Source organism: Pontibacter pamirensis (assembly GCF_010015475.1).
Taxonomy (GTDB): Bacteria; Bacteroidota; Bacteroidia; order Cytophagales; family Hymenobacteraceae; genus Pontibacter; species Pontibacter pamirensis.
This window is the reverse complement of record NZ_SSNI01000018.1, coordinates 81,464-102,873: the sequence shown is the minus strand read 5'-3', so window position 1 is coordinate 102,873 and position 21,410 is coordinate 81,464. Positions and strand designations below refer to the sequence as shown.

The following is a 21,410-nucleotide window of genomic DNA, read 5'->3' as shown; positions in this document are numbered from 1 at the left end:
TTTTCTTTTTATAAGGTGATGTACCCGTTTCTGGCTTAGTTTTGTTCTTCAGCCCTAAACGTTTTAATCATATGAACTTTCTCTCCTCCATCTTTAGGGACAACATCAAAGCTTACCCTCACGCCTTGAATATGTAAAGGTTTACTGGCTTTTAAAATATGCCCGGTAAAGAGATTTGCTCTGTTATTATCATGAATCAATGCCTCCTGTTCGGTAGCTACTAACTCTTGCCGCAGGTTCTTTATCTCGGCTATTTCTAACACGGAAGGGTTAAACAGGTATTCTACTGAACTTATATCCAGCGTGTACTGGTAGGGATGGCTCAGTGCAGTATTGGTACTAGTTGTGTAAGTAGGTTTCCTGTCTAAATAAAATATTCCTAAAGCTCTATCATAAAAAGGCGTCGATCTCATGATGCTTGAAATGTCAGAGCCGCTAATAGGGAGTGAGTATCTTAATATTCCAACTCCGTTAGGCGGTAATTGTACATTCAATCTTGTACCCCATTTTATGTGCATGGATGATGGTGTATGTAACACACCATTTAAAATATTCTCCTCATTCAGATTAGTTAGATGATTTAAGTCCGACCCGGATAATGAACTGGCCATTTGGCTGATGTCTTTTTTACCATATAATATGTAATATGCATCAGCAGAAATTATGTCTCCATGTGATTCAGTAACACGAACTTTTGCATTGAGCTCATTTGTTTCTTTTCCATTGATGATAAATGAGTTTATCTTTTTCATTGAAAAATCAGAACCCATCTGAAAATAAGCGTTTTTATTGTAAATGTCCTTATCAAAGGCTAGTTCATATTCAACAGCGTACCAGGATGAATCAGCTAATGCTTGTGGCTCAAAACTAGTAGAATACGTTGTGTTTTGATTTACGTCGATGATATATTGGTTAGTAAAGTTCAACAAGGGAGATCCTTCTGAAGAAAACACGTAGTTCTGCAGGATCTTATAGTCACGGAAATTTTCCGTACCTGAACCTACAAAATGATAGGACCTTAAAATTCCTCTGTATTTATTATACAAGTTGAAGATTAAGTTTCCGGGGTGGGAGTGCGTTGAAAACGTGCTAAAATATAACTCCCAGCCATCTGACTTCTTATAATCAAAGCGTATGTCATCGCTGAACTGCCTCTTTGCTTTGTCACTCCAGGGCATAGGAACAAACTTAGTACCCGGAGGAAGAGGTACGCCTTCAAGATTTTCCCAATCAAATTCTTCGTGTCCTTCAGCAGAACTTGAGGGGTAGTAGTTTTCTATTATATTGCCAACAATGGTTGGCGCTCCACCTGTAGTATTTTCTGAAATCACACTGATCTCAGGTTCAGGAACGTCTTTTTCGTATTTTGAACAACCAAAGCTCAGGAGCGCAAGGGCGAACATGCTCATAGAAATTAAAGAAGGTTGTGTTGTTTTCATTGCTTCACGCTGTTTAGGTGATGGTTGGTGTGGTTAATTATTTTAAGATCCGTTCTCTTCTGTTGTTCCCTGGTTTGACCAGCAGTTATCTACTCCGTCTTTCTGACTAAGGATAGCATCGGCATATATGTTCGAATGTAAATTTTTAGGGGTTCTGCACTATTGAACTAGCTCATGTCATCAAACTATTTTTACATAAAGACATAAAGTACTAGTTAGGGCTAATAACAAAACGCTTCTATATGTTCTCCTGAATATAGATAGAAATATATGGAAAAGAAATGGTATAATATGGTTTTCCTGTCATAAATAAAATTATACATTTACTTCTAAATTGGTGAGTTGTTATTTCCAGGTATAACCTGGTTAATATGCTGCATTTGGTGAACAAGGTAGTAGACCAGTAGTCGCTACAGTAGTTTAATTAAGTCTTGCGGAAGCAACTTTACTGTTACATAACTTAGTTGAAACTGAAGTTACTATTCGCTCAACCCAAGTTACTTTTGTTGCAAAACCGAAAGCAGCTAAAACAAGTACATTGTGCTGGTAAATAAGAAAACCGGACACAACATGAGAAGACCTCAACAGGCAGCCGCCTCCCGCTATGAGAATGGCAAGTTCCTGAATACCTCCGTCACAAAAGTACTTCAGAAAGAAAACATGCTGGATACCCTGCAGCGGTATGCCAAACGCTCGAAAGGTGCAGCTAAACCTCCCTTTAAAGTACCTGTACATTATCTTTCGGCTGCTGATTTTGAGCAGGAGCCGTCAGAACAACTGCGGGTGAACTGGCTGGGCCACGCCTCTCTGATTCTGGAGTTGGGCAAGCGCCGCTACCTGATTGACCCTGTATTGAGCGAGAAAGCTTCTCCCGTGTCATTTGCCGGGCCGAAGCGCATCCATCCTGCACCCTTAGAGGCAAGAGATATTCACAACGTTGACGCCGTCATTATCTCCCACGACCATTACGACCACCTCGACTATCACACCATTCATGCGCTGTGCGACAAAGTGCCGCTGTTTTATGTGCCGCTGAAAGTGAAGAAATTGTTGGTAGATTGGGGAGTGCCACCGCTCAATGTTGTGGAACTGGACTGGTGGCAGCAAGTACAGGACGGTGATAATTTATTGATCGCCACACCCGCCCGGCACTTCTCCGGCAGGGGGCTCTTTGACCGCAACAGTACGCTGTGGGTATCGTGGTGCATTGTCGGTAAAAATGCGCGTGTGTTTTACAGCGGAGACTCCGGACCGATGCGGGAGTTTACAGCCATAGGGGCAGCTTACGGCCCGTTCGACCTTGCCATTATGCCTATTGGTGCCTATGATGTTAACTGGGCAGACATCCACACGAACTCTGAGGAGGCAGTACAGGCGCACCACCAGGTGCAAGGTAAAAGACTGTTGCCGGTACACTGGGCCACTTTCGACCTGGCCATTCACCGTTGGGGAGAACCGATAGAGCGCTTACACCAGGCGGCTGCGCTGCAGGGGGTGCCCATTCTCGTGCCGGAAGTAGGGCAGTGGGTAAACGACACGAAGAACTTTATCAGCAGAGTCTGGTGGAAAGGGAGGTAGAGCACGTAGCATGACAATAGACTTTTGGTGTGCTGCTGGGACAGGCGAATAGTTACAGGATACTATGGCTGTTCACTTGTTTCAGGGATGGGTTCTTTTTTACCTACGTTCTGCCGTGTCCGGCTTACAAGGTATACGCCAGCAAAAATAAGCAACGCATACAGGCCTTTCTGTAGCGTAAATTCATCTTTCCCAAAGCCTGTGGCAATCAGAATAGCGAGCACCGGCTGCAGGTATATATAGGCACCCACCAGTGAGGGGTTAGCATAGCGCAGAGCCCACGTGTTCAGGAGGTAAGCGAGTATGGTAACCGCTATCACCATAAATGCAATAGCAAGCCAGATGGGGGTGGGGAAAGAGCTATAGTCCGGTGTAAGAAGCTGTTGCCAGCCAAAAGGCACCACAATGACAGCCCCCACCGCAAAAATACGGCTGACAATGGTAACAGCCTTGTACTTCTGCATCAGTGGTTTTACCAGCACCAGGTACATACCGAAAGAGACAGCATTCAGGATGATCAGTAAATCGCCGAAAATGTTGCCGGTAGTGCTTTCGCCACGTGAGGTGTTAATGAGGAGCAGGGCGCCCAGGCAAGCCAGTGCAATGCCGCTCACTTTGCGGAAGCTTACTCTCTCTCTCAGTAGTATGGCCGAAAAAAGGAGCACCGCCACCGGGCTTATTACCATCAGTAGGGCAGCATTTATAGGCACTGTTAAGTTCAGACCGGCAAAAAAGCAGAGTTGGTTTATGGCAATACCCGTTACGCCACAGGCAACAGAACGCAGGTTATCGGCCCGTCCCACGATTTTCTCCTTCACCACCATCCTCGAGAAAATGCCGAAAAAAAGCGCTGCCGATACTACCCGGATGACAATAAGCCCAAAAGGACCAACATAAAAAGGCATCACTTCTTTGGCGATGCTGTAGTTGCTCCCATAGATAAGCGCCACCAGAAACAGCGCCGCATGCACCTGCACTTGCTTACTCATAGCGCAAAGGTAAGTGCTTATTTCATTTGTGCCGTATATAGGTGCATTACCAACCGCTTAACCTTACCAATTATGAATTATAAAAATGATTTGCCGCTTACTGTCAGGAGGTCAATCGAAGTCATGGGTGTGTTTTTTCTGGGATGGATCATTGTGCTGGGCAGAGACTTGCTGGCCCCACTGCTGATGGCATTTTTCCTGAGTATCATGCTGCTGCCGCTCTACCGGTTTTTCAGGAAAAATAAGTTTCCGGAGACGGTCGCAATCGGCACCACCCTGCTGGCACTGGTACTGGTGGTGGGGCTTGTAGTCTGGTTCTTCTCGTTCCAAATCAGAAATTTGATAGCAGATTTCCCTGTTATTCAGGCGAATGTCACGCAACACTTACTTTCTCTCAGTGCCTGGGTAGAGGAAATCTCGCCGGTGTCAACGGAAGAGCAGACAAGCTTTATAAGCGAACAAAGTAGCAGGATTCTGGGCTATCTCGGCGATATGCTCAGCGGGGCTGCCCTTTCTATTACAGGCATGTTTGTTTTCCTGGGTTTAGTGCCTATTTATATATTCCTGTTGCTTTTCTACAAGAACCTCCTGCTGCGCTTTGTGTTTTTCTGGTTCCCTGAAGACCAACACGATAACGTGGAGGAGACGATGCGGGAGATGGAAGTTATTATTAAGAGCTACCTCTTTGGCCTGTTAATCCAGGTAACGTATATGACAGTGCTGCTGGGCGGTATTCTGATGATCATTGGCATCAAACATGCCTTGCTGATTGGAGTGATATTCGCTTTCCTGAACCTGATTCCTTACGTAGGAGCGCTGCTCGGTAACATCATCGGTGTGCTACTGACGCTTGCTTCCTCCTCAGAACTGTGGCCCATTCTCACGGTGTTGGGTGTGATAGCAGGTGTACAGTTCCTGGATAATAATATTCTGATGCCACGCATTGTAGGGTCCAAAGTCAAAATAAATGCACTGGCAACCATTGTGGGCGTAATAGTGGGAGGTGAGATTGCGGGCGTCATCGGTATGTTCCTCTCGCTGCCAATCATCGCAGTACTTAAGGTAATATTCGACAGGACAAGTAAATTCAAGCAGTGGGCAATATTGCTGGGCGACGAAAGACCTTCAGAAAGTCCTATGCATGAACCTGCGCTGCGCGAGGATAATGAGGGTGTGGAGCGGCAACTGGAAGAGGAAAATGATATAGAACCCACGAGGAAGCGGGGAAGATAAGTTCATTAAAAAAGCGAAGCTGGTAACATAAGATGCCAGCATCGCTTATTTAATGAACTCCAGCGGAAACTACCTCTCCGAAAGCTGTGTGTCTGTAATAGCCTGATATACCAGCACCCGGAATTTATCGCCCAGGTCGCCATAGCTGTTCGGGAACTTATTAGTGTAAAGCAAAGCTACAATGCCTTCTTCCGGATCTACCCAGTAAGTGGTGCCGAAAATGCCTCCCCAATCATAAGTGCCTTCGGAAACAGGCATTCTGGTGGCGCTTTTTTCGGTGGCTATGCCAAATCCCAGCCCGAATTTATTGTCTCCCCTATCTACTTCTCCAATCTGGTTGGTAGTCATCAGGCGTACGGTAGCCGGGCTTAACAGGCGGCGCCCGTTGTACTCTCCATTATTTAACAGCATCTGTAAGAACACGGCATAATCATGAATGGTAGAAGACAGGCCAGCGCCCCCGGAGAAATAAGCGCCATCCACTTTTGGAAAATCAGGGTTTTGTCCTCCTCTGGCAGCAACAGGCTGTAATTTTTTATTTTCTCCTTCGGTGTATAATTTTACCAGGCGATCATGTTTTGCTGCCGGCAAATAAAACCAGGTGTCTTTCATATCCAAGGGCTCAAAAATACGTGTTCTGAAGAACTGATCCAGTGGCTGCCCGGAAACAACTTCAATAAGATATCCCAGCAGGTCGGTATTTAAGCCATAGGTGAAACGTTCTCCCGGCTGGTGGAAAAGTGGCTGCTTTGCAAGTGCAGTCATGGCGTCTGCAAGTTTGTCGTTAGGGGTGCCTATGCCGCTCGGTATCTTGTATTTTGCATAAATGGCTGTTGCCTCAGGCCCTCCGATGGAGGGGTAGCTGATGCCGGAGGTGTGCGTGAGCAGGTCACGGATGGTAACCTCCCGTTTTGCCGGTACCGTCGTGTAGGTGGTGTCCTGCTTATTGAAGGTGTCAAATACCTGTGGGTTCCGGAAGGCGGGAATGTATTTGGAGATGGGGTCGTCGAGCAGGAACTTCCCTTCTTCATACAGCATCATAACACCTACGCTGGTTATCGCTTTAGTCTGTGATGCAATCCGGAAGATATCGTCGCGCTTCAGGTTGTCTTTTGACTCTACGTCGCTATGCCCCACACTTTTATAGTAAACAACTTTTCCATTTCGGGCAATTAAAGCAACAGCACCCGGAATATAGTTCTTGTCTACATACTCTTGTAGTACCCGATCCAGGCGTTGCAGGCGTTCAGCGCTCATTCCTGCTTTATCGGGTTTAGCCTCCTGTAGAACAGTTGTCGTAGACTTCTGGGCAAACGTGAAGCTGAAGCACAGGTAAAGCAAAAATGTAAAGGTAGTTTTGTGTAACATATAGATGTTTTAAATTTATATCTGAGGAGTAAGTTAAGAAAATTCAGTCCATATTATATGCTTGCATACTGCTTTTTTGGGATTTTACCAATGGTCACTGGTTTGGATCGCTGATTTAGGAGGGACTACCATCTGAGGTGGTAATCTCTAATCCGTGTCTTCTTTCCCCTCAAATTCGTAGTTTTGTCTTTAACCGATTCCGGAGATAGAAACAGAGCAGATGAATCATCCGAACACACCTTTGGCCGAACGCATGCGGCCCCACAATTTAGATCAGTACTACGGGCAGAAGCACCTGGTAGGGCCTGATGGCATCCTGCGGCGCTATATAGAGGGTGGCGTTATTCCGAGCATAATTTTGTGGGGACCTCCCGGCGTGGGTAAAACCACCCTGGCCAACATTATCGCCAACCAGATGAAAGTGCCGTTTGTGGCGCTCAGTGCCATCAACTCCGGAGTGAAGGATATACGGGAGGTAATTGAACAAGCCAAGAAGCGGCAGGGCACCGTGCTGTTTATCGACGAGATACACCGCTTCAATAAGTCGCAGCAGGATGCGTTGCTGGGAGCGGTGGAGAAAGGCACCGTGACCCTGGTCGGTGCTACTACCGAAAATCCTTCCTTCGAAGTAATCTCGGCTTTGCTGTCGCGCTGCCAGGTATACATCCTCAAGCACCTGACAAAGGACGAGCTGATAGAACTGGTGGACAAGGCACTGGAGCAGGACGAGTGGTTGCGCCACCGTATGGTGCGGGTAGAGGAGTACGAGGCCCTGCTGACCATATCAGGCGGTGATGCCCGAAAGCTGCTGAACCTGCTGGAGATTGTGGCTGAAGGAGTGAAAGGCGAGGAAGTGGTGGTGCGGAATGAACTGGTAAAGCAGGTAGCGCAGCAGAACATCGTGATGTACGACAAGTCCGGGGAGATGCACTACGACCTGGTTTCAGCCTATATCAAATCTATCCGGGGCTCCGACCCGAACGCGGCTGTTTACTGGCTGGCCCGCATGATTGAAGGGGGCGAAGACCCAAAGTTCATCGCTCGCCGCCTGCTGATTGCCGCTTCTGAAGACATTGGCCTGGCCAACTCCAACGCTCTGCTCATGGCTACTTCCTGTTTTCAGGCGGTGCAGATGATTGGCTATCCGGAGGCAGAGATCATTCTTTCGCAGTGCACCGTTTACCTGGCTACCTCCCCAAAGAGTAACGCATCGTATAAGGCCATTAAGAATGCGCGGGCGCTGGTACAGCAAACAGGTAATTTGCCGGTGCCGCTGCACATCCGCAACGCGCCTACCAAACTGATGAAGGAGATTGGCTACGGCAACAACTACAAGTATGCGCATGATTACGAAGGCAATTTTGTGCAGCAGGAGTTTATGCCGCAGGAGCTAAGCAGCACCGCCTTCTACCAACCCGGCCAGAACGGCCGTGAAAATGACATGCGCAAGCAACTGCAGGCGCAGTGGGGCAAGAAGTATGGATACTAGGGAGTTAGACAGATTGGGAGTAAGAAAGTTAGGGGGTTAAAAAGTTGTAAAGTTAGAGGGTTAAAAAATTAGAAAATTTTTGAAGTTAAAAGGTTAGAAAATTGAAAATCTGGAGTTAAGGTATCGATTAACTTACTTGTTGAAAGTATGCAGTTGTACTGTTATATAACAGGATATGTATGAAGTCTGATTATTCTTTTCTCCCTCATCGAAATTTTAACTTTCTAACTTAGAACGTTTGTCTATAAAAATGTCTGTTTGGTCGAGAAGGTTAACACTAGATGAACAATTTGCGCTATTTTTGTATATAACTATAGAGAGGCTTTAACCGCCCATCGAATACGTACTATTATTAACTCAGATACAACATGTTAAATTTCCTGAAATATGTGCTGGCTACCATTGTTGGCTTGCTCGTATTCTTTTTTGTCTCCATTCTGTTGCTGGTTGCCATTGCCGCCGCTTCAGCCTCTTCTGATGAAGTAACGGTAGCCGAAAATTCTGTGTTGGAGCTTAAGCTGGACAAGCCTATAACAGAGCGCGACCCGGAGAACCCATTTGCTGAACTTGGTTTCGCCTTCGGCTCTCTCTCCAGCTCAGATGGCCTGGACCAGATTAAAGCCGCCATCCGCCGTGCCAAAACCGACGATAATGTGAAAGGTATTTTCCTGAACATGATTTTCTTGGATGCTGGCCTGGCAAAGGTGGAGGAAATCCGAAACGAGTTGATTGACTTCAAGGAGTCCGGCAAATTTGTGGTCTCATATACTGATATCTCAACTGAGAAAGCATACTACTTAGCTTCCGTGGCTGATAAAATCTACCTGAACCCAATGGGCACGATTGAATTCAATGGCATGAGCTCGGAGATGTTCTTCTTTAAAAGACTGCTGGACAAGCTGAACATTGAGGCCCAGATTTTTAAGGTAGGTACCTATAAAAGCGCTGTAGAACCTTTCTTTTTAGAGGAAGCCAGCGATGCCAACCGGGAGCAGCTAAACTCTTTCCTGAACTCAATTAACAATTATCAGCTTCAGAACATAGCCGAGGCGCGTAGTGTGGAGGTAGCAGAGCTGAAGAACGTACAGGACAACCTGCTGGTGCGTGACCCTGCCGATGCCAAACAATATAAGCTTATTACCGACATCGGTTACTTTGATGAGGCCATCGGCTATATGAAGGAAAGCATCGGTATGGAGCAGGATGACAAACTGGAACTGGTGCAGCTGTCTAAGTACAAAAAGGTAAAAGACAATATAGAGGTAAGTACTTCCAAAAACAGAATTGCAGTTATCTATGCTGAAGGCGACATTGTGGACGGCGAAGGAGATGAAGGCAACATTGGTAGCCGACGCTTTACTGATGCCCTGCGCAAGGCGCGGATGGATGAGAACGTGAAGGCAGTTGTGCTGCGCATCAGTTCTCCGGGTGGTAGTGCCCTGGCATCAGATGTAATCTGGCGCGAGATACAGCTTACCAAAAAGGAGAAGCCGGTGATAGCCTCTATGTCTGATTACGCTGCCTCAGGTGGCTATTACCTTGCCATGGGTTGCGATACCATTGTGGCACACCCGAACACCATTACAGGGAGTATTGGCGTATTTGGTGTGATACCAAACATACAGGGCTTCCTGAACGAGAAGCTAGGTATTACCGTGGACTATGTGAGTACTGGTAAGTTCTCTGAACAGCCAACCATTACAAGACCGATGACGGAGCAGGAGAAGGAGATTGTGCAGAACCAAATCGATCAGATTTACGAGACCTTTACCAGCAAAGCCGCTGAAGGCCGTGGCATGAGCCAGGACCAGCTGAAAGAGTATGCTTCTGGTCGGGTGTGGTCTGGTGTAGAGGCAGAGCAGCGCAACCTTGTAGATGTGTATGGCGGCCTGGAAGATGCCATTGCCATTGCTGCTAAAAAAGCAAACATAGAAGACGATTACCGACTCAAAGCAATGCCTGAGCGTAAGTCTTTCTTTAATAACCTCTTCAGCGACTTTGGTGCGCAAACAAAAGAGCAGTCTATAAAAGCAGAGCTTGGCGAATTATACCCGTACTACAAACTTTACAAGAAAGTAGGTGACATGCAGGGAGCACAAGCCAGAATGCCTTACGACCTGAGTATTCAATAACCAGAAGAAACCCTTTACAAAAACAAAAAGCCGCTGCCAGATTCCCGCTGGTAGCGGCTTTTTGTTTTAAAGGCCACCTATTTTTCGCAACTTTACCGCAAAGTTATTGTCGATTAGCAGCCTTTCGCAAATCGCCTTTATTGACTGGGGTGCAGCAAATTGATTTTGAATCCGTTCATACATTTACTCAGATTCAGTTATTCTTTATTCAGTCTTTCAAAATTAAAATTATATGATGCAGCTCTTACAGGAATCAACTTCTTATATACAAAATAAATCAGAAGGCTTTGTGCCTGAATTCGGGATTATACTGGGCACTGGTTTAGGCGCACTGGTGAACGAAGTAGAGGTATTCCATACTTTATCTTATGCTGATATACCTAATTTTCCGGTGTCTACAGTAGAGAGCCATTCAGGTAAATTAATTTTAGGTTTGCTGGCTGGAAAGAAGGTGGTGGTGATGCAGGGGCGCTTTCACTACTATGAAGGGTATACTATGGAGCAGCTGGTTTTTCCTGTGCGTGTGATGAAGCTGCTGGGAGTGAAGAAGCTAATAGTGTCTAACGCCGCCGGTGGCCTTAACCCACTCTTTAACACCAGCGACCTGATGGTGATTACGGATCACATTAACCTACTGCCAGGTAACCCACTGATTGGCAAAAATTTAGATGAGCTTGGGCCCCGCTTCCCGGACATGAGCGATGTGTATGACGAAGATATGATACGTGAGGCCATGGTGATTGCAGAAGATGCTGACTTCGACCTGAGCGAAGGGGTATACGTAAGTGCGCCGGGCCCTATGCTGGAGACGAAAGCAGAATACCGTTACCTGAGCATTATTGGTGCTGATGCTGTAGGAATGTCTACAGTGCCCGAAGTTATTGCGGCACGCCACATGGGCATGCCGGTGTTCGCTCTCTCCGTAATCACCGATATGTGCACACCAGATAGAATAAAAAAGGTGGTGCTGGCCGATATTTTAGAGGCTGCTGCCATAGCCGAGCCCCGCATGACTATGCTTATCCGTGAACTGGTGAGAAGAAGTTAGAGAGTTTGGGAGTTAAAAAGTTTAGGAGTTAGAAAGTTAAAAGGGGTAGAAGCAGTCTGTTGTTCAGCTGTTTCTACCCCTTTTAGGCTTTTTGCATCATTGCAACGGCGAGTCTGGAGACTCTTACCCACTGTACGTCACGGGACGACTTCCCGCGCCAGTTAAAAAGTCTGGATTTTTGTAACCCCCTTTCAGGCAAGAGCAGTATCCCTTAACTCTCTAACTCTCTAACTCTCTAACTCTCTAACTCTCTAACTCTCTAACTCTCTAACTCTCTAACTCTCTAACTCTCTAACTCTCTAACTCTCTAACTCTCTAACTCTCTAACTCTCTAACTCTCTAACGTCTTACTTTATGACAATCGTTTTGCGTACATACGCCAGGTTAGTGAAGATGCCGAGGCCGCCCTGCACCGACGATCTGATTCTGGATGGCTGGGCAAAAGGATTGCCGTTTGAATCTTTGGCGTTGTCCGAAGAAGAAAGGAAGTCGTAGTACTGTTTTTCGATGTTGAACAGCGTAACAATAAGGTTACTGCCCCGCTCATACCTATAATTAGAACCAAATGTTATCACATTCCCATTATTCAACTTGTCAGAGCTGAAAAATTCTCTGTCTGAGTCATGGGTCAGGCTGTCGCGGTGCGTCATGTAGCGGTAATAGTTTTCTGTGTTGGCGTCATCCTGAAAAGATGTCAGCAGCAGTGCTTCATCTTCATCATTGAATCGCCACTCTACAGTATCTATCGGCACTGACGGTAAAATGGTGGTAAAACCAGTTACTTTACGACCTTTTCCGTCTGTTACTTCAAGGCCATAGATGTCGCCTGGTTTCCCATTCATAATTTCTTCTGAACTATGCGTGTACAGGAACCCCGTACGATTATCCAGCCTCGGCTTATAGGTGAGATCAATGCGACGACCATTGTGGGTGATAACTACCTCCGCGTCTGGTACAAGGGGAGGAGTTGGAGCATCGAAATAGCTGGCGCTCTCCTGCACAGCTATGCGGAAAGGCTTTCCAGGTTCCAGGTATCCCTCCACCACCAGTTGCGGGTTATAAGAGGGCAGGTCGATGCTTATATCTTTATCCATATCACAGCCATAGAAAGCAGCGATGAACGGCAGCAGGAAAAACAGGGTGTGCTTTAACTTCATTTAAATCTAAAATTATATGTAATAGACGGCACAAGCGGGAAAAGCGCTACCTGCTTTGCCTGGAAACCTAAGGTCTCTCTTCTTTCTTCGTCTCTTACCTGCTCAAAATACACAAAGTATGGATTACGGCGGTTGTAGACATTGTACACGCTAAAGGTCAGGTCTGATTCGCCACGCTTCGGTTTCAGTTTTAATACAGCGCTTAAATCCAGGCGGTGGTAAGGGGCCAGCCTGAAAGAATTCCGGTCTTCGTAAATTGGGATCACACTCGGATCTTCACCTTCCACATCCTGGAAAACAAAACGTGCCACCGGAATAGAATAGGCATTGCCTGTGCCGAATACAAAGGCTCCTGTCACGCTCAAGCGCTTGTTGAGCTGGTGTAGTACCACCAGGCTGATATCGTGGCGGCGGTCGTAACGGGTTGGAAACCAACGGCCCTCATTGATGTCATCCAAATCGTTTTCGCTGTCAAACTTCCTGTAGGTCCAGGAGAGGGTGTATCCCAGCCAGCCGGTTGTTTTGCCTTTGATTTTCTCCAGGTATATCTCGTTGCCGTAGCTCTTGCCTATCCCAAAAAGGAATTCATCCTGCAGGTTATCGTTCACAAAAAGGTTCGCACCATCCCGGAAGTCCAGCTGGTTCGTCATCCATTTGTAGTATACCTCGTTGGTGAACATATACTTGCCCCTGCCGAACAGCTTGTTAAAGCCAACCGCTACCTGCTGGGAGCGTTGTGGTTCTACACCCTCCGTAGACGGATACCAGATGTCTGTAGGCAAAGAGGCTCCTGAGTTGGAAACAAGGTGTACGTACTGCTTCATGCTGGCAAAGCTGGCTTTCAGGGAGGTGCTTTCGCTTAAGTTGTATTTGGCGGCAGCACGCGGCTCCAGGGCTGTATAGGTTTTGCCGCCGCTGTTAAAGCCTGAAAACCGTAACCCATAATTCAGCGACAGCTGCGCGCTTACCTGGTAGTCATCAGAGGCATATACCCCGAATTCTGTGCCTGCAAGGTTAGTGCCTGTACTGATAGACTGGGTGCTGTCGCCTGTCTCAAAGTTAAGGCGGCCGATGGTAAAATGGTGGCGGGTAGCCATTGCACCGAATTTAATGCTGTGCCCGCCCTTCACAAAGAGGTCAAAATCTGTTTTAAAGGTATAGTCCTGTACAGCAGAAGTTAGTTTCGCGCTGAAAACATCAATAGCATTGTTAATGCTGTACCGGTAACCGGTGGTGTAGAGGGAGGTGGTGGCATATAAGCTGTTGTTGAATTTATGCCTCCAGCGAAGGGTGCCCATCGTGTTGCCCCAGTTAAAGTCAAATTTGAATCTGTCGTCGTTAAAGCCGAAGATGTCGCGGCCGAGGTAGCCGCTCAGGGTCAGTTCATCGTTTTTGCCTACTTTATAGGTTAATTTTCCGTTCAGGTCGTAGAAATAGTAGTCTGGAATGGGGTCGTAATCCGGTTTGCCTTCGCTCAATCGGTTTATCTGCCGCGTAAATACATCCACATACGTCCGCCGGGCTGACACTATAAAGTTAACCTTATCTTTTACGATAGGCCCGTCTACTGTTAGGCGCGAGGCGATCAAGCCAATGCCTCCTGTTGCTCCAATACGTTCATTGTTACCCTCATTTAGCTTTACATCGAGCACAGAAGATAACCGGCCTCCATATTGGGCGGGAAATCCGCCTTTGTAAAGGTCCACACTCTTTACAGCATCAGGATTGAACACGCTGAAGAAGCCAAAAAGGTGAGAAGGGTTATAAATGACGGCATCATCTACCAGCACCAGGTTCTGGTCTGGTCCCCCGCCACGTACATACATGCCGGAAGTGCCCTCACCACCGGATTGCACGCCTGGTTTCAGTTGCAGTGTCTTTACAAGGTCTACCTCCCCGAAAAGTGCGGGCAGCAGTTTAGCCTCGCGCGAGGAAAGAGACTCTACGCTCATGCGGGTATCATTCAGCTTCTGGCGCAGGCTGTTTGCTTCTATCTGTACTTCTTTCAGTTCAGTCTCAGCAGGGTCTAAGGTAAAGTTTATGCGTTGTTGCGCCCCACCTGTAACACGTGTGCTACGGGAAAAGCTGCTATAGCCAATATAACTCGCCTGTAAGGTATACTCGCCCTCAGGCAGACTGAGGGTATAGAAGCCCTCTTCGTTTGTGCTGGTTCCGAGACCAATTTCGGGGACGGCAACGGTGGCGCCTATTAATGGCTCGCCGTTGTTGGCGTCACGTACAGAGCCACGCACCTGAAAGTTCTGGGCGAGGGCCGGTACTGTAAAAAGCAGTAAGAAAAATAAACTATAAAGGTGATAAAAGCGCATCAGGAAGCGATGGTTATACTTATGTAGCAGTAATATTAAGTAACGGCATTCGGAATAAATAATTTTAATTTAAGTACAGGATTAACTCATAAAAGTTACAAATGGTTTGATTAAGTAATCAATTACTTTGAAGGTAAATAAAAGAAGCCGCACTATTGGTGCGGCTTTTGGAAATATAACAAACCAGTAGGGTATTTAAAACCCAGGGAAATGATGAAATTTATCTTTTACACTGGTAATGTGCGGCTGCCACTATACTAAAGTTAGGTCAACCCGCCCGGCTTGTCAAGGAGTACATTGGGAGCAAATTTTTTCATAGGTTTACTTTATACTAATGGCATAGTTTGTTGTGCAGCAAACAGATTCAAGCTTCATTATTCAACCAGGCTGCCAGCAGTGCTTTTTGCTCCGGCGTCGCGTTGGGGTCTGGCTCCAGCACGTGCAGCGACTGGCGCTCGCGGGAAATAGCCCTGCCTCTCAGCTTCTTTTTCCTAATCTTACCGCTGGCGTTTTCACGACCAACGGTTATCGTTATTCTTTCGCCGGGCTGTACCTGCTGTAGTTGCTCTCCTATTACCTCCCGTATGTTAAGAGGGGTTATTTCGGTACCGTTCAGTGCCAGTAGCTGATCACCTTCCCGGAAGCCCATTTCCTTTCCGAAAGCATCCATTTCATCTGTCTCAGCTATTATTATTATATTTGCCTCCTCGTCAAAGCCGGGGGTGAAATCACCGTATGAGATGATCTGCTGTGTAGCTGTTGGCTCATACCGGATGCCTACTTTACGGAACGTTTCATCCAGGGGGAGGGACTCAGCGCCTTCTACATACTTGCTGAAGAATGCCCTGATTTCCGGATATGTGAGCGCTGCAATTTTGTCAAACAGCTCCTCATCTTTAAAGGCGTTTTCTTTACCATATGTCTTGGCCAGGTCCAGCATCAGGTTGCGCAGGCCATACGTGCCTCCTGACAGTTCCCGCAGTCTTACATCCAGCACCAGGCCAATCAGGGCTCCTTTCTGGTATACGTTGCCATATTGGTCCTCGTACTCCTCCAGTACGTTTGCACTCATCTCCGTAAAAGGCAGGGTGTCGTTATAATAAGCTCTGGAAGTAACAATGTTCTCGCGCACTTTCTGGAGGTATTCGTTTAGGTCGATGAGGTCTTCGTAGACCTGAACATGTGAGGCAAAGTATTCTGTTACCCCCTCATACAGCCACAGGTGCTTCGACATTTGCGGGTTGATGAAGTCGAAATTGCCGATTTCCTCTGAATGGATGCTCAAGGGTGTCACGATATGGAAGAACTCATGTGCGGCCACATCCCGGATGGTGCTGCTGAACTGCTCCTCCGGCATCTCCGGCAGAAAATATACTGAAGAATAAGAATGCTCCAGTGCACCATATGATCCGGACTTCCCGACACGCTCGGGCACGTAAATCAGGAAAGCATATTTCTCTACCGGCAGGGTGCCCCCTAAATAGCTTCGCTGTGCCTCCAGAATGCTCTTTACATTGGCTGCGATGGGCCCGGATGTTACCCTGCCGGAAGGGGAATAGACAGATACCAGTACTTCTGTATCACCAAGTTCCAGCACCGTCGTATCCGGGCGGTTATACATCAGCGGCGAATCTGCCAGTTCCATGTAGTTTGGCAAAAGGTAATGATCAGAGGTGTCGGTAGAGACCACTGCCTGCAGCGAGGTAGAGCCATAGAAGCCTTCCGGCTTTGTGATATTCAGTTGGTAAGGCACCTGCTTCATGCCATCAAAATAGCCTATAAACCCAAACGGGTTCAGCAGGAAATTCAGGTTCTCTTCAATATTGGTGCCGCCCGGCTCAAAAAGCACTTCTTCGCGCCTCTGTGCATCAAAAGTATCGTCTACCCAATAAGTGATGCGATCCAGGGATGAGGCATTGCTGATCTGCCAGCGGTTTGTGTCCAGTTGCGTTACAGCAAGTGTGTCTCCGGTTATAGTATAAGCTTTAAAATCTGTTACAAACCTGCCAAAGTCCGAAACAGAGTAAGTGCCCGGTACAATCTTCGGCATAATATAAGTGATTTCGCTCTGGGTGATGGGAGGGGCCTGCAGGCTCACCGGCACCTTGTCGTCTCTTACTTCTGTCAGATCTATTCTGACAGTGTACCTGTTTGTAATGGTGTCTTGCTGCTGGGCATATCCTGAACAAAAAAGGCCTAAAATGAATAGGAAGAGTAGTGGTGTTTTTAGGGTCATGTGTTAGAATTTCGAAAAACAGATGATTCGTTTACAGGCAGCTTCGTATGATGCTCTTTCCTTGTACGTGCTATATACGCATCCAGTGACAGTGGGCCCGCCCCATTAAACAAAAAGAAAAAGCCTAGGGCTATGAGTTGTGCCGCCGGGTAGTACTGCGGGAAAGACTGCCCTAGATGGGCAATAAAGATAGCTGCTGTAAAATTGATGACTAAGAACAGACCTACAAGCCGGACAGCGCCTCCTATCAGCAACAAAATACCACAGTTAAACTGCACATAAACAGAGAGGTGGGCAGCCAACAGCGGGTAAGGCACGCCGCGCAGCTGCAGAAAATCCCTGAATTCCAGCATCCTGGCCCAACTGAAAACATTGTCCTGCACGCCATATATAATAAACACACCGATCGCGAACCGAAGGAAAAGCACACCATAGGCGCTGTGGCGTCGGAAGAAGTAGAAAACGCTTGCATCCATAGGCGCGGGTATAAATATGTTTGTCGTATTTATCTCAGAGCTGTATCCATGGCTGTTGCAGCTGCATGTTTAGCTTTACTGTGAATATAGCTTAACGAAAAAGCAATAAATCTTTTTTTCGACTATCAGGCGGTTTTTATAGATGAAGATTGCCACAGCGTATCAGTGCACGCTGCTTCTTATGATCAGTACCAGGTTGTTATAGATGTGATAAGCTCTTGTGCTGGTTCATAGCGAGTTGATTCCCTTCTGGCATGTGCATCATCCTTTTGATATCTGCATAATAAAATGAAAATTTGCTGATAAGCGGGAAAGGGGCTTCAGAGTCAGCTTTTATAAGCTTAGTTTGCTCTGATAGCCTGCGCAGCAGTTTGACGCTCTCCCGTTCCGATGAGCTCTTATGCTCCTGCTGGCTTCTCTCAAATTTAGTTTCAGATATGGTATGCTGGCGGGTTTCGCAGTTGCTTGGAGTCTGGTCCTGCACTGCAATTTCTTCTCCTACAAAAAGATTGATCACAGTACTTGCCGCTGGTATCGGAACAGTCAGGCTGATAGCACTGACAGCCAGCGAGGTTAAGAAAACGGCAGGTGTATTTTTCATAGCTTTTTTATTTTAAAGATGTACTCTAGGGTGAGAAGGTTGCTTCAGGAGAACAAAAAAATACATTGGCAAATTAAAAAAGAACTAACAATTAAAACTGACATCTATTCTGTTCGCAGGGCCAGTACCGGGTCTGACATTGCGGCGCGGGCAGCCTTGAAACTAACTGTACAAATAGCCAGCGCCAGGGCGATCAAGCCGGAAAAAACAAAAATCCAGATGCTGATGGGGGTGCGGTAGGCAAAGTCCTGCAGCCACTGTTGCATCGCATACCAGGCAATGGGGCAGGCCAGCAAAATAGACAGCAGCACCAGCAAGGCAAAATCCTTTGTCAGTAGCACCACTATTTGCGAAATAGATGAACCCAGCACTTTCCTGATACCGATTTCTCGCGTGCGCTGCTCTGCCATAAAAGAGGCAAGGCCAAAAAGTCCCATGCAGGCGATGATGATAGTGAGCAGTGCAAAATACCCAAAGATGGCCAGCATTTTCTCCTCAGCCCGGTACTGCTCATTAAAGCTTTCATCCAGAAAGAAGTACTCCAGCGGATGAGATGGGGCCAGGCGCTGCCAGGTACCCTCTATGTGCGACAATGTCTCTCTAATGTTACCGGGTGACATGCGTGCCAGCAGGTAACCGTTATTCTGTGGCGCCAGCATAATTACAAGGGGCTCTATCTCGCTATGTAGGGACTTATAGTTGAAATCTTTTACAACGCCCACTACTTTGCCAGATGTAGTGTCACTGAACCCTATTCTTTTACCAATCGGGTCTGTCCAGCCAAGCGCCTGCACCGCCGCTTCATTTAAGATAAAGCCATTGTCGAGGTCCGTGCGCATATCTTCCGAGAAGTTTCTTCCTTCTTTAAGCTGTATGTCCATTAACTCCAAGAACTCATAATCAACCCAGATGCTGTTCATTGTTTTCTCAGCCATTTCGTTGTTGCGCTCTACCGCAAAGATGATCACACCTGTTGACTCACCTGGTATCATGACGGTAGTGGTAGCGCCGGTAATTTGTGGGTTTTGCAGCAGCTCCGCCTTCATGACCGGCATTTTGTTTACGATAGCGGTGTCGCCACTCGGAATGTCTATTACCAACACCTGGTCCTTTGTAAAGCCGAGGTCCTGGTTTTTAAGGAAATGCATCTGGCTGTACACAACTACTGTTCCGATGATGAGAACCAGTGAAATGGTGAACTGAACAACCACCAGGCTTTTACGCAAAACGGCACCACCTCCCTTAGGTGTTTTACCTGACTTGATGATGTCAACCGGCCTGAAATGAGACAACACAAAAGCAGGGTAGCTGCCTGCTAGCAGGCCAATGAAGATACCGATAGCTAGCAGCATACCCATAAAAGCAGGATCTGCGAAGTAGGTGGATGGTATGTTCTTTTCGGCAAGGCTGTTAAAAGTCGGCAGCATCAGTTCCACCAGCACCAGGGATATCACCACAGCCAGGAGCGTGAGCATCACCGACTCGCTCAGGAACTGCAGCACCAGCTGCGAGCGGTTGGCACCCACTACTTTGCGCAAGCCTACCTCTTTGGCGCGTTTGGCCGAGCGCGCTGTGGCCAAGTTCATATAATTGATGGAGGCAATCAGAAGTATAAAGATGCCTACAATAGAGAATATATAGATATAGGACTTGTTGCCCACCGGAAAAGCCTCCCACAGGTAATCTGAGTTTAAATGTATATCAGGTAAGGCCTGCAGATGCAGTTTTACCCGCTCGGTCGTGTTTCCTCGGGCTGGTGCCACGCGCCTTTTCACAAAATCAGGCATTTGTGCTTGCAGCCCTTTGGCATCTTCAGGTTTTCCGAGCAGCACGTAGGTGTAGCTGTTGGTATTCCCCCAGTTGGAGGCCATGTTCTGCCGTATGGCTGCAGGTATGGTGCTGAAAGAGGTAAGTACATTTGGCCGCATGTGGGCAGCTTCCACCGGTTCGAAAATACCGGTTACTTTATAAGACTGGCTGCCGATGCGGAGGGTGCTGAACATAGCGTTCTTCGGATCGCTGAAAATCATTGCCGCTGCTTTTTCTGACAGCACCATCGTGTTGGGCTCCATTAAAGCTGTCTTAGGGTCTCCCTCCAGCATTTTATAATCGAAGATAGAGAAGTAGTTACTGTCTGCCCAAAAGGTATTCTCCACGGCAATGGCTTTTTCTTCCAGCCGCAGCACTTGCTTATCTCGGCTGATAAGGCGCGTGGCGGCTTTTATATCAGGATAATCGGCTGCCAGCGCCGGGGCAAGTGCCGCGTGTGTTACGGAGGCTTTCTCTACTTCATCCTCCACAATTAGGTCGTTGACGACGCGGAATATCCTGTCATGTTGTGAGAAATACTTATCGTAACTCAGCTCATGCTGCACATACAGGTATATCAGGATACAGGATGCAATGCCAACAGCCAGACCAATAACATTGATGGCGGAATACAGCTTGTTGCGGGCCATGTTCCGGAAGAAAATGAGAAAGTAATTCTTGAGCATAATGCTAAATCTAAACTTATAGGTACTTATTATCTTGTATGGCAGCAGCTGTCTTCAAGCCCCCGTTGCTACTAATCCTGCAGCACGGTAACACTCCCAAGACCGCCGGCAACAGAGATGTTAATGGTATGGCTGCTCTTGCCCAGCGCGGCATTAACATAGGAATTGCCTTCTTTTTGCAGACCAGCCATCTCTCTGCTTCCGAGGCCACTGCTTTTTATGCGCGCGCCAGTGCCTTTGGGGATTCTGATTGTTACATCACCTATACCTCCGGCAACATCCACGTCCACATCATGGTCCCAGTTGCCCCGCAGGTCCAGGTTGAGTTCGCCCACCCCAACGTTCACGTTCAAATCGTTTATTTTGCTGCCACGCAAATTAATGTCACAACTGGCGGCACCGGCATTCAGGGTGAGCTTGTTAATGTTACTGTTCTGCAGGTCCAGCTTCGTTTCGCCTGCGCCCAATTTTATGTGCAGGTCGAGGGGCGTTATTTTGCTGAGGTTCACATTCCACTCGTTCTTGGTGTTCTTGCTGTTGTTGTCAGACATCTCTTTTTGCCGGAAACTGTATTCAGGGGCTGTTTTGCTGTCGTTGCTGGTAAACACCGGCAGCCACTCAGCTTTTGAGTATTTCACCTGCGTTTCAACCAGCGTTGCAGCGTTGGCGGTTACCTGTAAAACGCCGGCTGGCACCTCCAGTGTTACCGTACCTTTTCTTGCGCCGCTTGCAGTGGCTGTCTTCTTATACTCGAATTCCTGTTGCGCCAGCAGTACCTGTATGGGGAGCAAAAGAAGTGCTGTAATGAGGAATGCCTTTTTCATATATGTTGTCTTTATGTG

The 21,410-nt window shown here is 47.2% G+C and carries 15 protein-coding genes; 5 read left to right on the top strand and 10 right to left on the bottom strand.

Annotation, left to right across the window (positions count from 1 at the left end):
* Window positions 1-35: 35 nt before the first annotated feature.
* Entirely contained in the window at window positions 36-1,439 is a 1,404-nt protein-coding gene (locus E1919_RS15775) for a hypothetical protein (protein WP_162054368.1), read from the bottom strand.
* Between the two features lie 570 nt (window positions 1,440-2,009).
* Between E1919_RS15775 and E1919_RS15770 the strand changes: the two genes are divergently transcribed.
* Window positions 2,010-3,017: an MBL fold metallo-hydrolase gene (locus E1919_RS15770; RefSeq protein ID WP_162054367.1), complete on the top strand. Its 1,008-nt coding sequence runs from the start codon at window positions 2,010-2,012 to the stop codon at window positions 3,015-3,017.
* A 62-nt stretch (window positions 3,018-3,079) separates the two neighbouring features.
* Here E1919_RS15770 and E1919_RS15765 read toward each other — a convergent pair whose 3' ends face one another.
* Window positions 3,080-4,006 (bottom strand): DMT family transporter, encoded by a 927-nt coding sequence (locus E1919_RS15765; RefSeq protein WP_162054366.1) that lies wholly within the window; start codon window positions 4,004-4,006, stop codon window positions 3,080-3,082.
* A 72-nt stretch (window positions 4,007-4,078) separates the two neighbouring features.
* On the opposite strand from E1919_RS15765, the gene E1919_RS15760 reads away from it, so the two are divergent.
* On the top strand, window positions 4,079-5,239 hold the full coding sequence (locus E1919_RS15760) for an AI-2E family transporter (RefSeq protein WP_162054365.1): 1,161 nt from the start codon (window positions 4,079-4,081) through the stop codon (window positions 5,237-5,239).
* Window positions 5,240-5,308: 69 nt separating this feature from the next.
* Here E1919_RS15760 and E1919_RS15755 read toward each other — a convergent pair whose 3' ends face one another.
* The gene (locus tag E1919_RS15755; protein WP_162054364.1) at window positions 5,309-6,607 is read right to left on the bottom strand and encodes a serine hydrolase domain-containing protein; all 1,299 of its coding nucleotides are present in this window, start codon (window positions 6,605-6,607) and stop codon (window positions 5,309-5,311) included.
* A gap of 220 nt (window positions 6,608-6,827) precedes the next feature.
* Between E1919_RS15755 and E1919_RS15750 the strand changes: the two genes are divergently transcribed.
* From E1919_RS15750 to E1919_RS15740, 3 genes are all read left to right on the top strand, one after another.
* Window positions 6,828-8,096 carry a replication-associated recombination protein A gene (locus E1919_RS15750; protein ID WP_162054363.1) on the top strand — a complete coding sequence of 423 codons (1,269 nt, stop codon included), beginning with the start codon at window positions 6,828-6,830 and terminating at the stop codon, window positions 8,094-8,096.
* A 368-nt stretch (window positions 8,097-8,464) separates the two neighbouring features.
* Complete coding sequence (gene sppA / locus E1919_RS15745) at window positions 8,465-10,228, top strand: signal peptide peptidase SppA (protein ID WP_162054362.1); 1,764 nt, start codon at window positions 8,465-8,467, stop codon at window positions 10,226-10,228.
* 232 nt (window positions 10,229-10,460) lie between these two features.
* A complete protein-coding gene (locus tag E1919_RS15740) occupies window positions 10,461-11,276 on the top strand; it encodes a purine-nucleoside phosphorylase (RefSeq protein ID WP_162054361.1) in 816 nt (271 codons plus the stop codon).
* A gap of 347 nt (window positions 11,277-11,623) precedes the next feature.
* Here the strand turns inward: E1919_RS15740 and E1919_RS15735 are convergent, their stop codons facing one another.
* The 7 genes from E1919_RS15735 to E1919_RS15705 all read right to left on the bottom strand — a co-directional run bounded on the left by E1919_RS15735 (window position 11,624) and on the right by E1919_RS15705 (window position 21,392).
* Window positions 11,624-12,433 (bottom strand): DUF4249 domain-containing protein, encoded by an 810-nt coding sequence (locus E1919_RS15735; protein WP_162054360.1) that lies wholly within the window; start codon window positions 12,431-12,433, stop codon window positions 11,624-11,626.
* Window positions 12,430-14,760 carry a TonB-dependent receptor gene (locus E1919_RS15730; protein WP_162054359.1) on the bottom strand — a complete coding sequence of 777 codons (2,331 nt, stop codon included), beginning with the start codon at window positions 14,758-14,760 and terminating at the stop codon, window positions 12,430-12,432. The genes E1919_RS15735 and E1919_RS15730 overlap by 4 nt, the downstream gene beginning before the upstream one ends.
* A 364-nt stretch (window positions 14,761-15,124) precedes the next feature.
* Window positions 15,125-16,996: a M61 family metallopeptidase gene (locus E1919_RS15725; RefSeq protein ID WP_162054358.1), complete on the bottom strand. Its 1,872-nt coding sequence runs from the start codon at window positions 16,994-16,996 to the stop codon at window positions 15,125-15,127.
* Window positions 16,993-17,472 carry a DoxX family protein gene (locus E1919_RS15720; RefSeq protein ID WP_162054357.1) on the bottom strand — a complete coding sequence of 160 codons (480 nt, stop codon included), beginning with the start codon at window positions 17,470-17,472 and terminating at the stop codon, window positions 16,993-16,995. Before E1919_RS15720 ends, E1919_RS15725 begins: the two co-directional genes overlap by 4 nt.
* Window positions 17,473-17,671: 199 nt before the next feature.
* Window positions 17,672-18,073 (bottom strand): hypothetical protein, encoded by a 402-nt coding sequence (locus tag E1919_RS15715; RefSeq protein WP_162054356.1) that lies wholly within the window; start codon window positions 18,071-18,073, stop codon window positions 17,672-17,674.
* A gap of 104 nt (window positions 18,074-18,177) precedes the next feature.
* A complete protein-coding gene (locus E1919_RS15710) occupies window positions 18,178-20,568 on the bottom strand; it encodes an ABC transporter permease (RefSeq protein ID WP_162054355.1) in 2,391 nt (796 codons plus the stop codon).
* Between the two features lie 71 nt (window positions 20,569-20,639).
* Complete coding sequence (locus tag E1919_RS15705; RefSeq protein ID WP_162054354.1) at window positions 20,640-21,392, bottom strand: toast rack family protein; 753 nt, start codon at window positions 21,390-21,392, stop codon at window positions 20,640-20,642.
* Window positions 21,393-21,410 lie beyond the last annotated feature (18 nt).

Coding starts and splice junctions, on each gene's coding strand:
- E1919_RS15775 (WP_162054368.1), bottom strand. CDS start 1,439: ATGAAAACAACACAACCTTCTTTAATTTCTATGAGCATGTTCGCCCTT.
- E1919_RS15770 (WP_162054367.1), top strand. CDS start 2,010: ATGAGAAGACCTCAACAGGCAGCCGCCTCCCGCTATGAGAATGGCAAG.
- E1919_RS15765 (WP_162054366.1), bottom strand. CDS start 4,006: ATGAGTAAGCAAGTGCAGGTGCATGCGGCGCTGTTTCTGGTGGCGCTT.
- E1919_RS15760 (WP_162054365.1), top strand. CDS start 4,079: ATGAATTATAAAAATGATTTGCCGCTTACTGTCAGGAGGTCAATCGAA.
- E1919_RS15755 (WP_162054364.1), bottom strand. CDS start 6,607: ATGTTACACAAAACTACCTTTACATTTTTGCTTTACCTGTGCTTCAGC.
- E1919_RS15750 (WP_162054363.1), top strand. CDS start 6,828: ATGAATCATCCGAACACACCTTTGGCCGAACGCATGCGGCCCCACAAT.
- sppA (WP_162054362.1), top strand. CDS start 8,465: ATGTTAAATTTCCTGAAATATGTGCTGGCTACCATTGTTGGCTTGCTC.
- E1919_RS15740 (WP_162054361.1), top strand. CDS start 10,461: ATGATGCAGCTCTTACAGGAATCAACTTCTTATATACAAAATAAATCA.
- E1919_RS15735 (WP_162054360.1), bottom strand. CDS start 12,433: ATGAAGTTAAAGCACACCCTGTTTTTCCTGCTGCCGTTCATCGCTGCT.
- E1919_RS15730 (WP_162054359.1), bottom strand. CDS start 14,760: ATGCGCTTTTATCACCTTTATAGTTTATTTTTCTTACTGCTTTTTACA.
- E1919_RS15725 (WP_162054358.1), bottom strand. CDS start 16,996: ATGACCCTAAAAACACCACTACTCTTCCTATTCATTTTAGGCCTTTTT.
- E1919_RS15720 (WP_162054357.1), bottom strand. CDS start 17,472: ATGGATGCAAGCGTTTTCTACTTCTTCCGACGCCACAGCGCCTATGGT.
- E1919_RS15715 (WP_162054356.1), bottom strand. CDS start 18,073: ATGAAAAATACACCTGCCGTTTTCTTAACCTCGCTGGCTGTCAGTGCT.
- E1919_RS15710 (WP_162054355.1), bottom strand. CDS start 20,568: ATGCTCAAGAATTACTTTCTCATTTTCTTCCGGAACATGGCCCGCAAC.
- E1919_RS15705 (WP_162054354.1), bottom strand. CDS start 21,392: ATGAAAAAGGCATTCCTCATTACAGCACTTCTTTTGCTCCCCATACAG.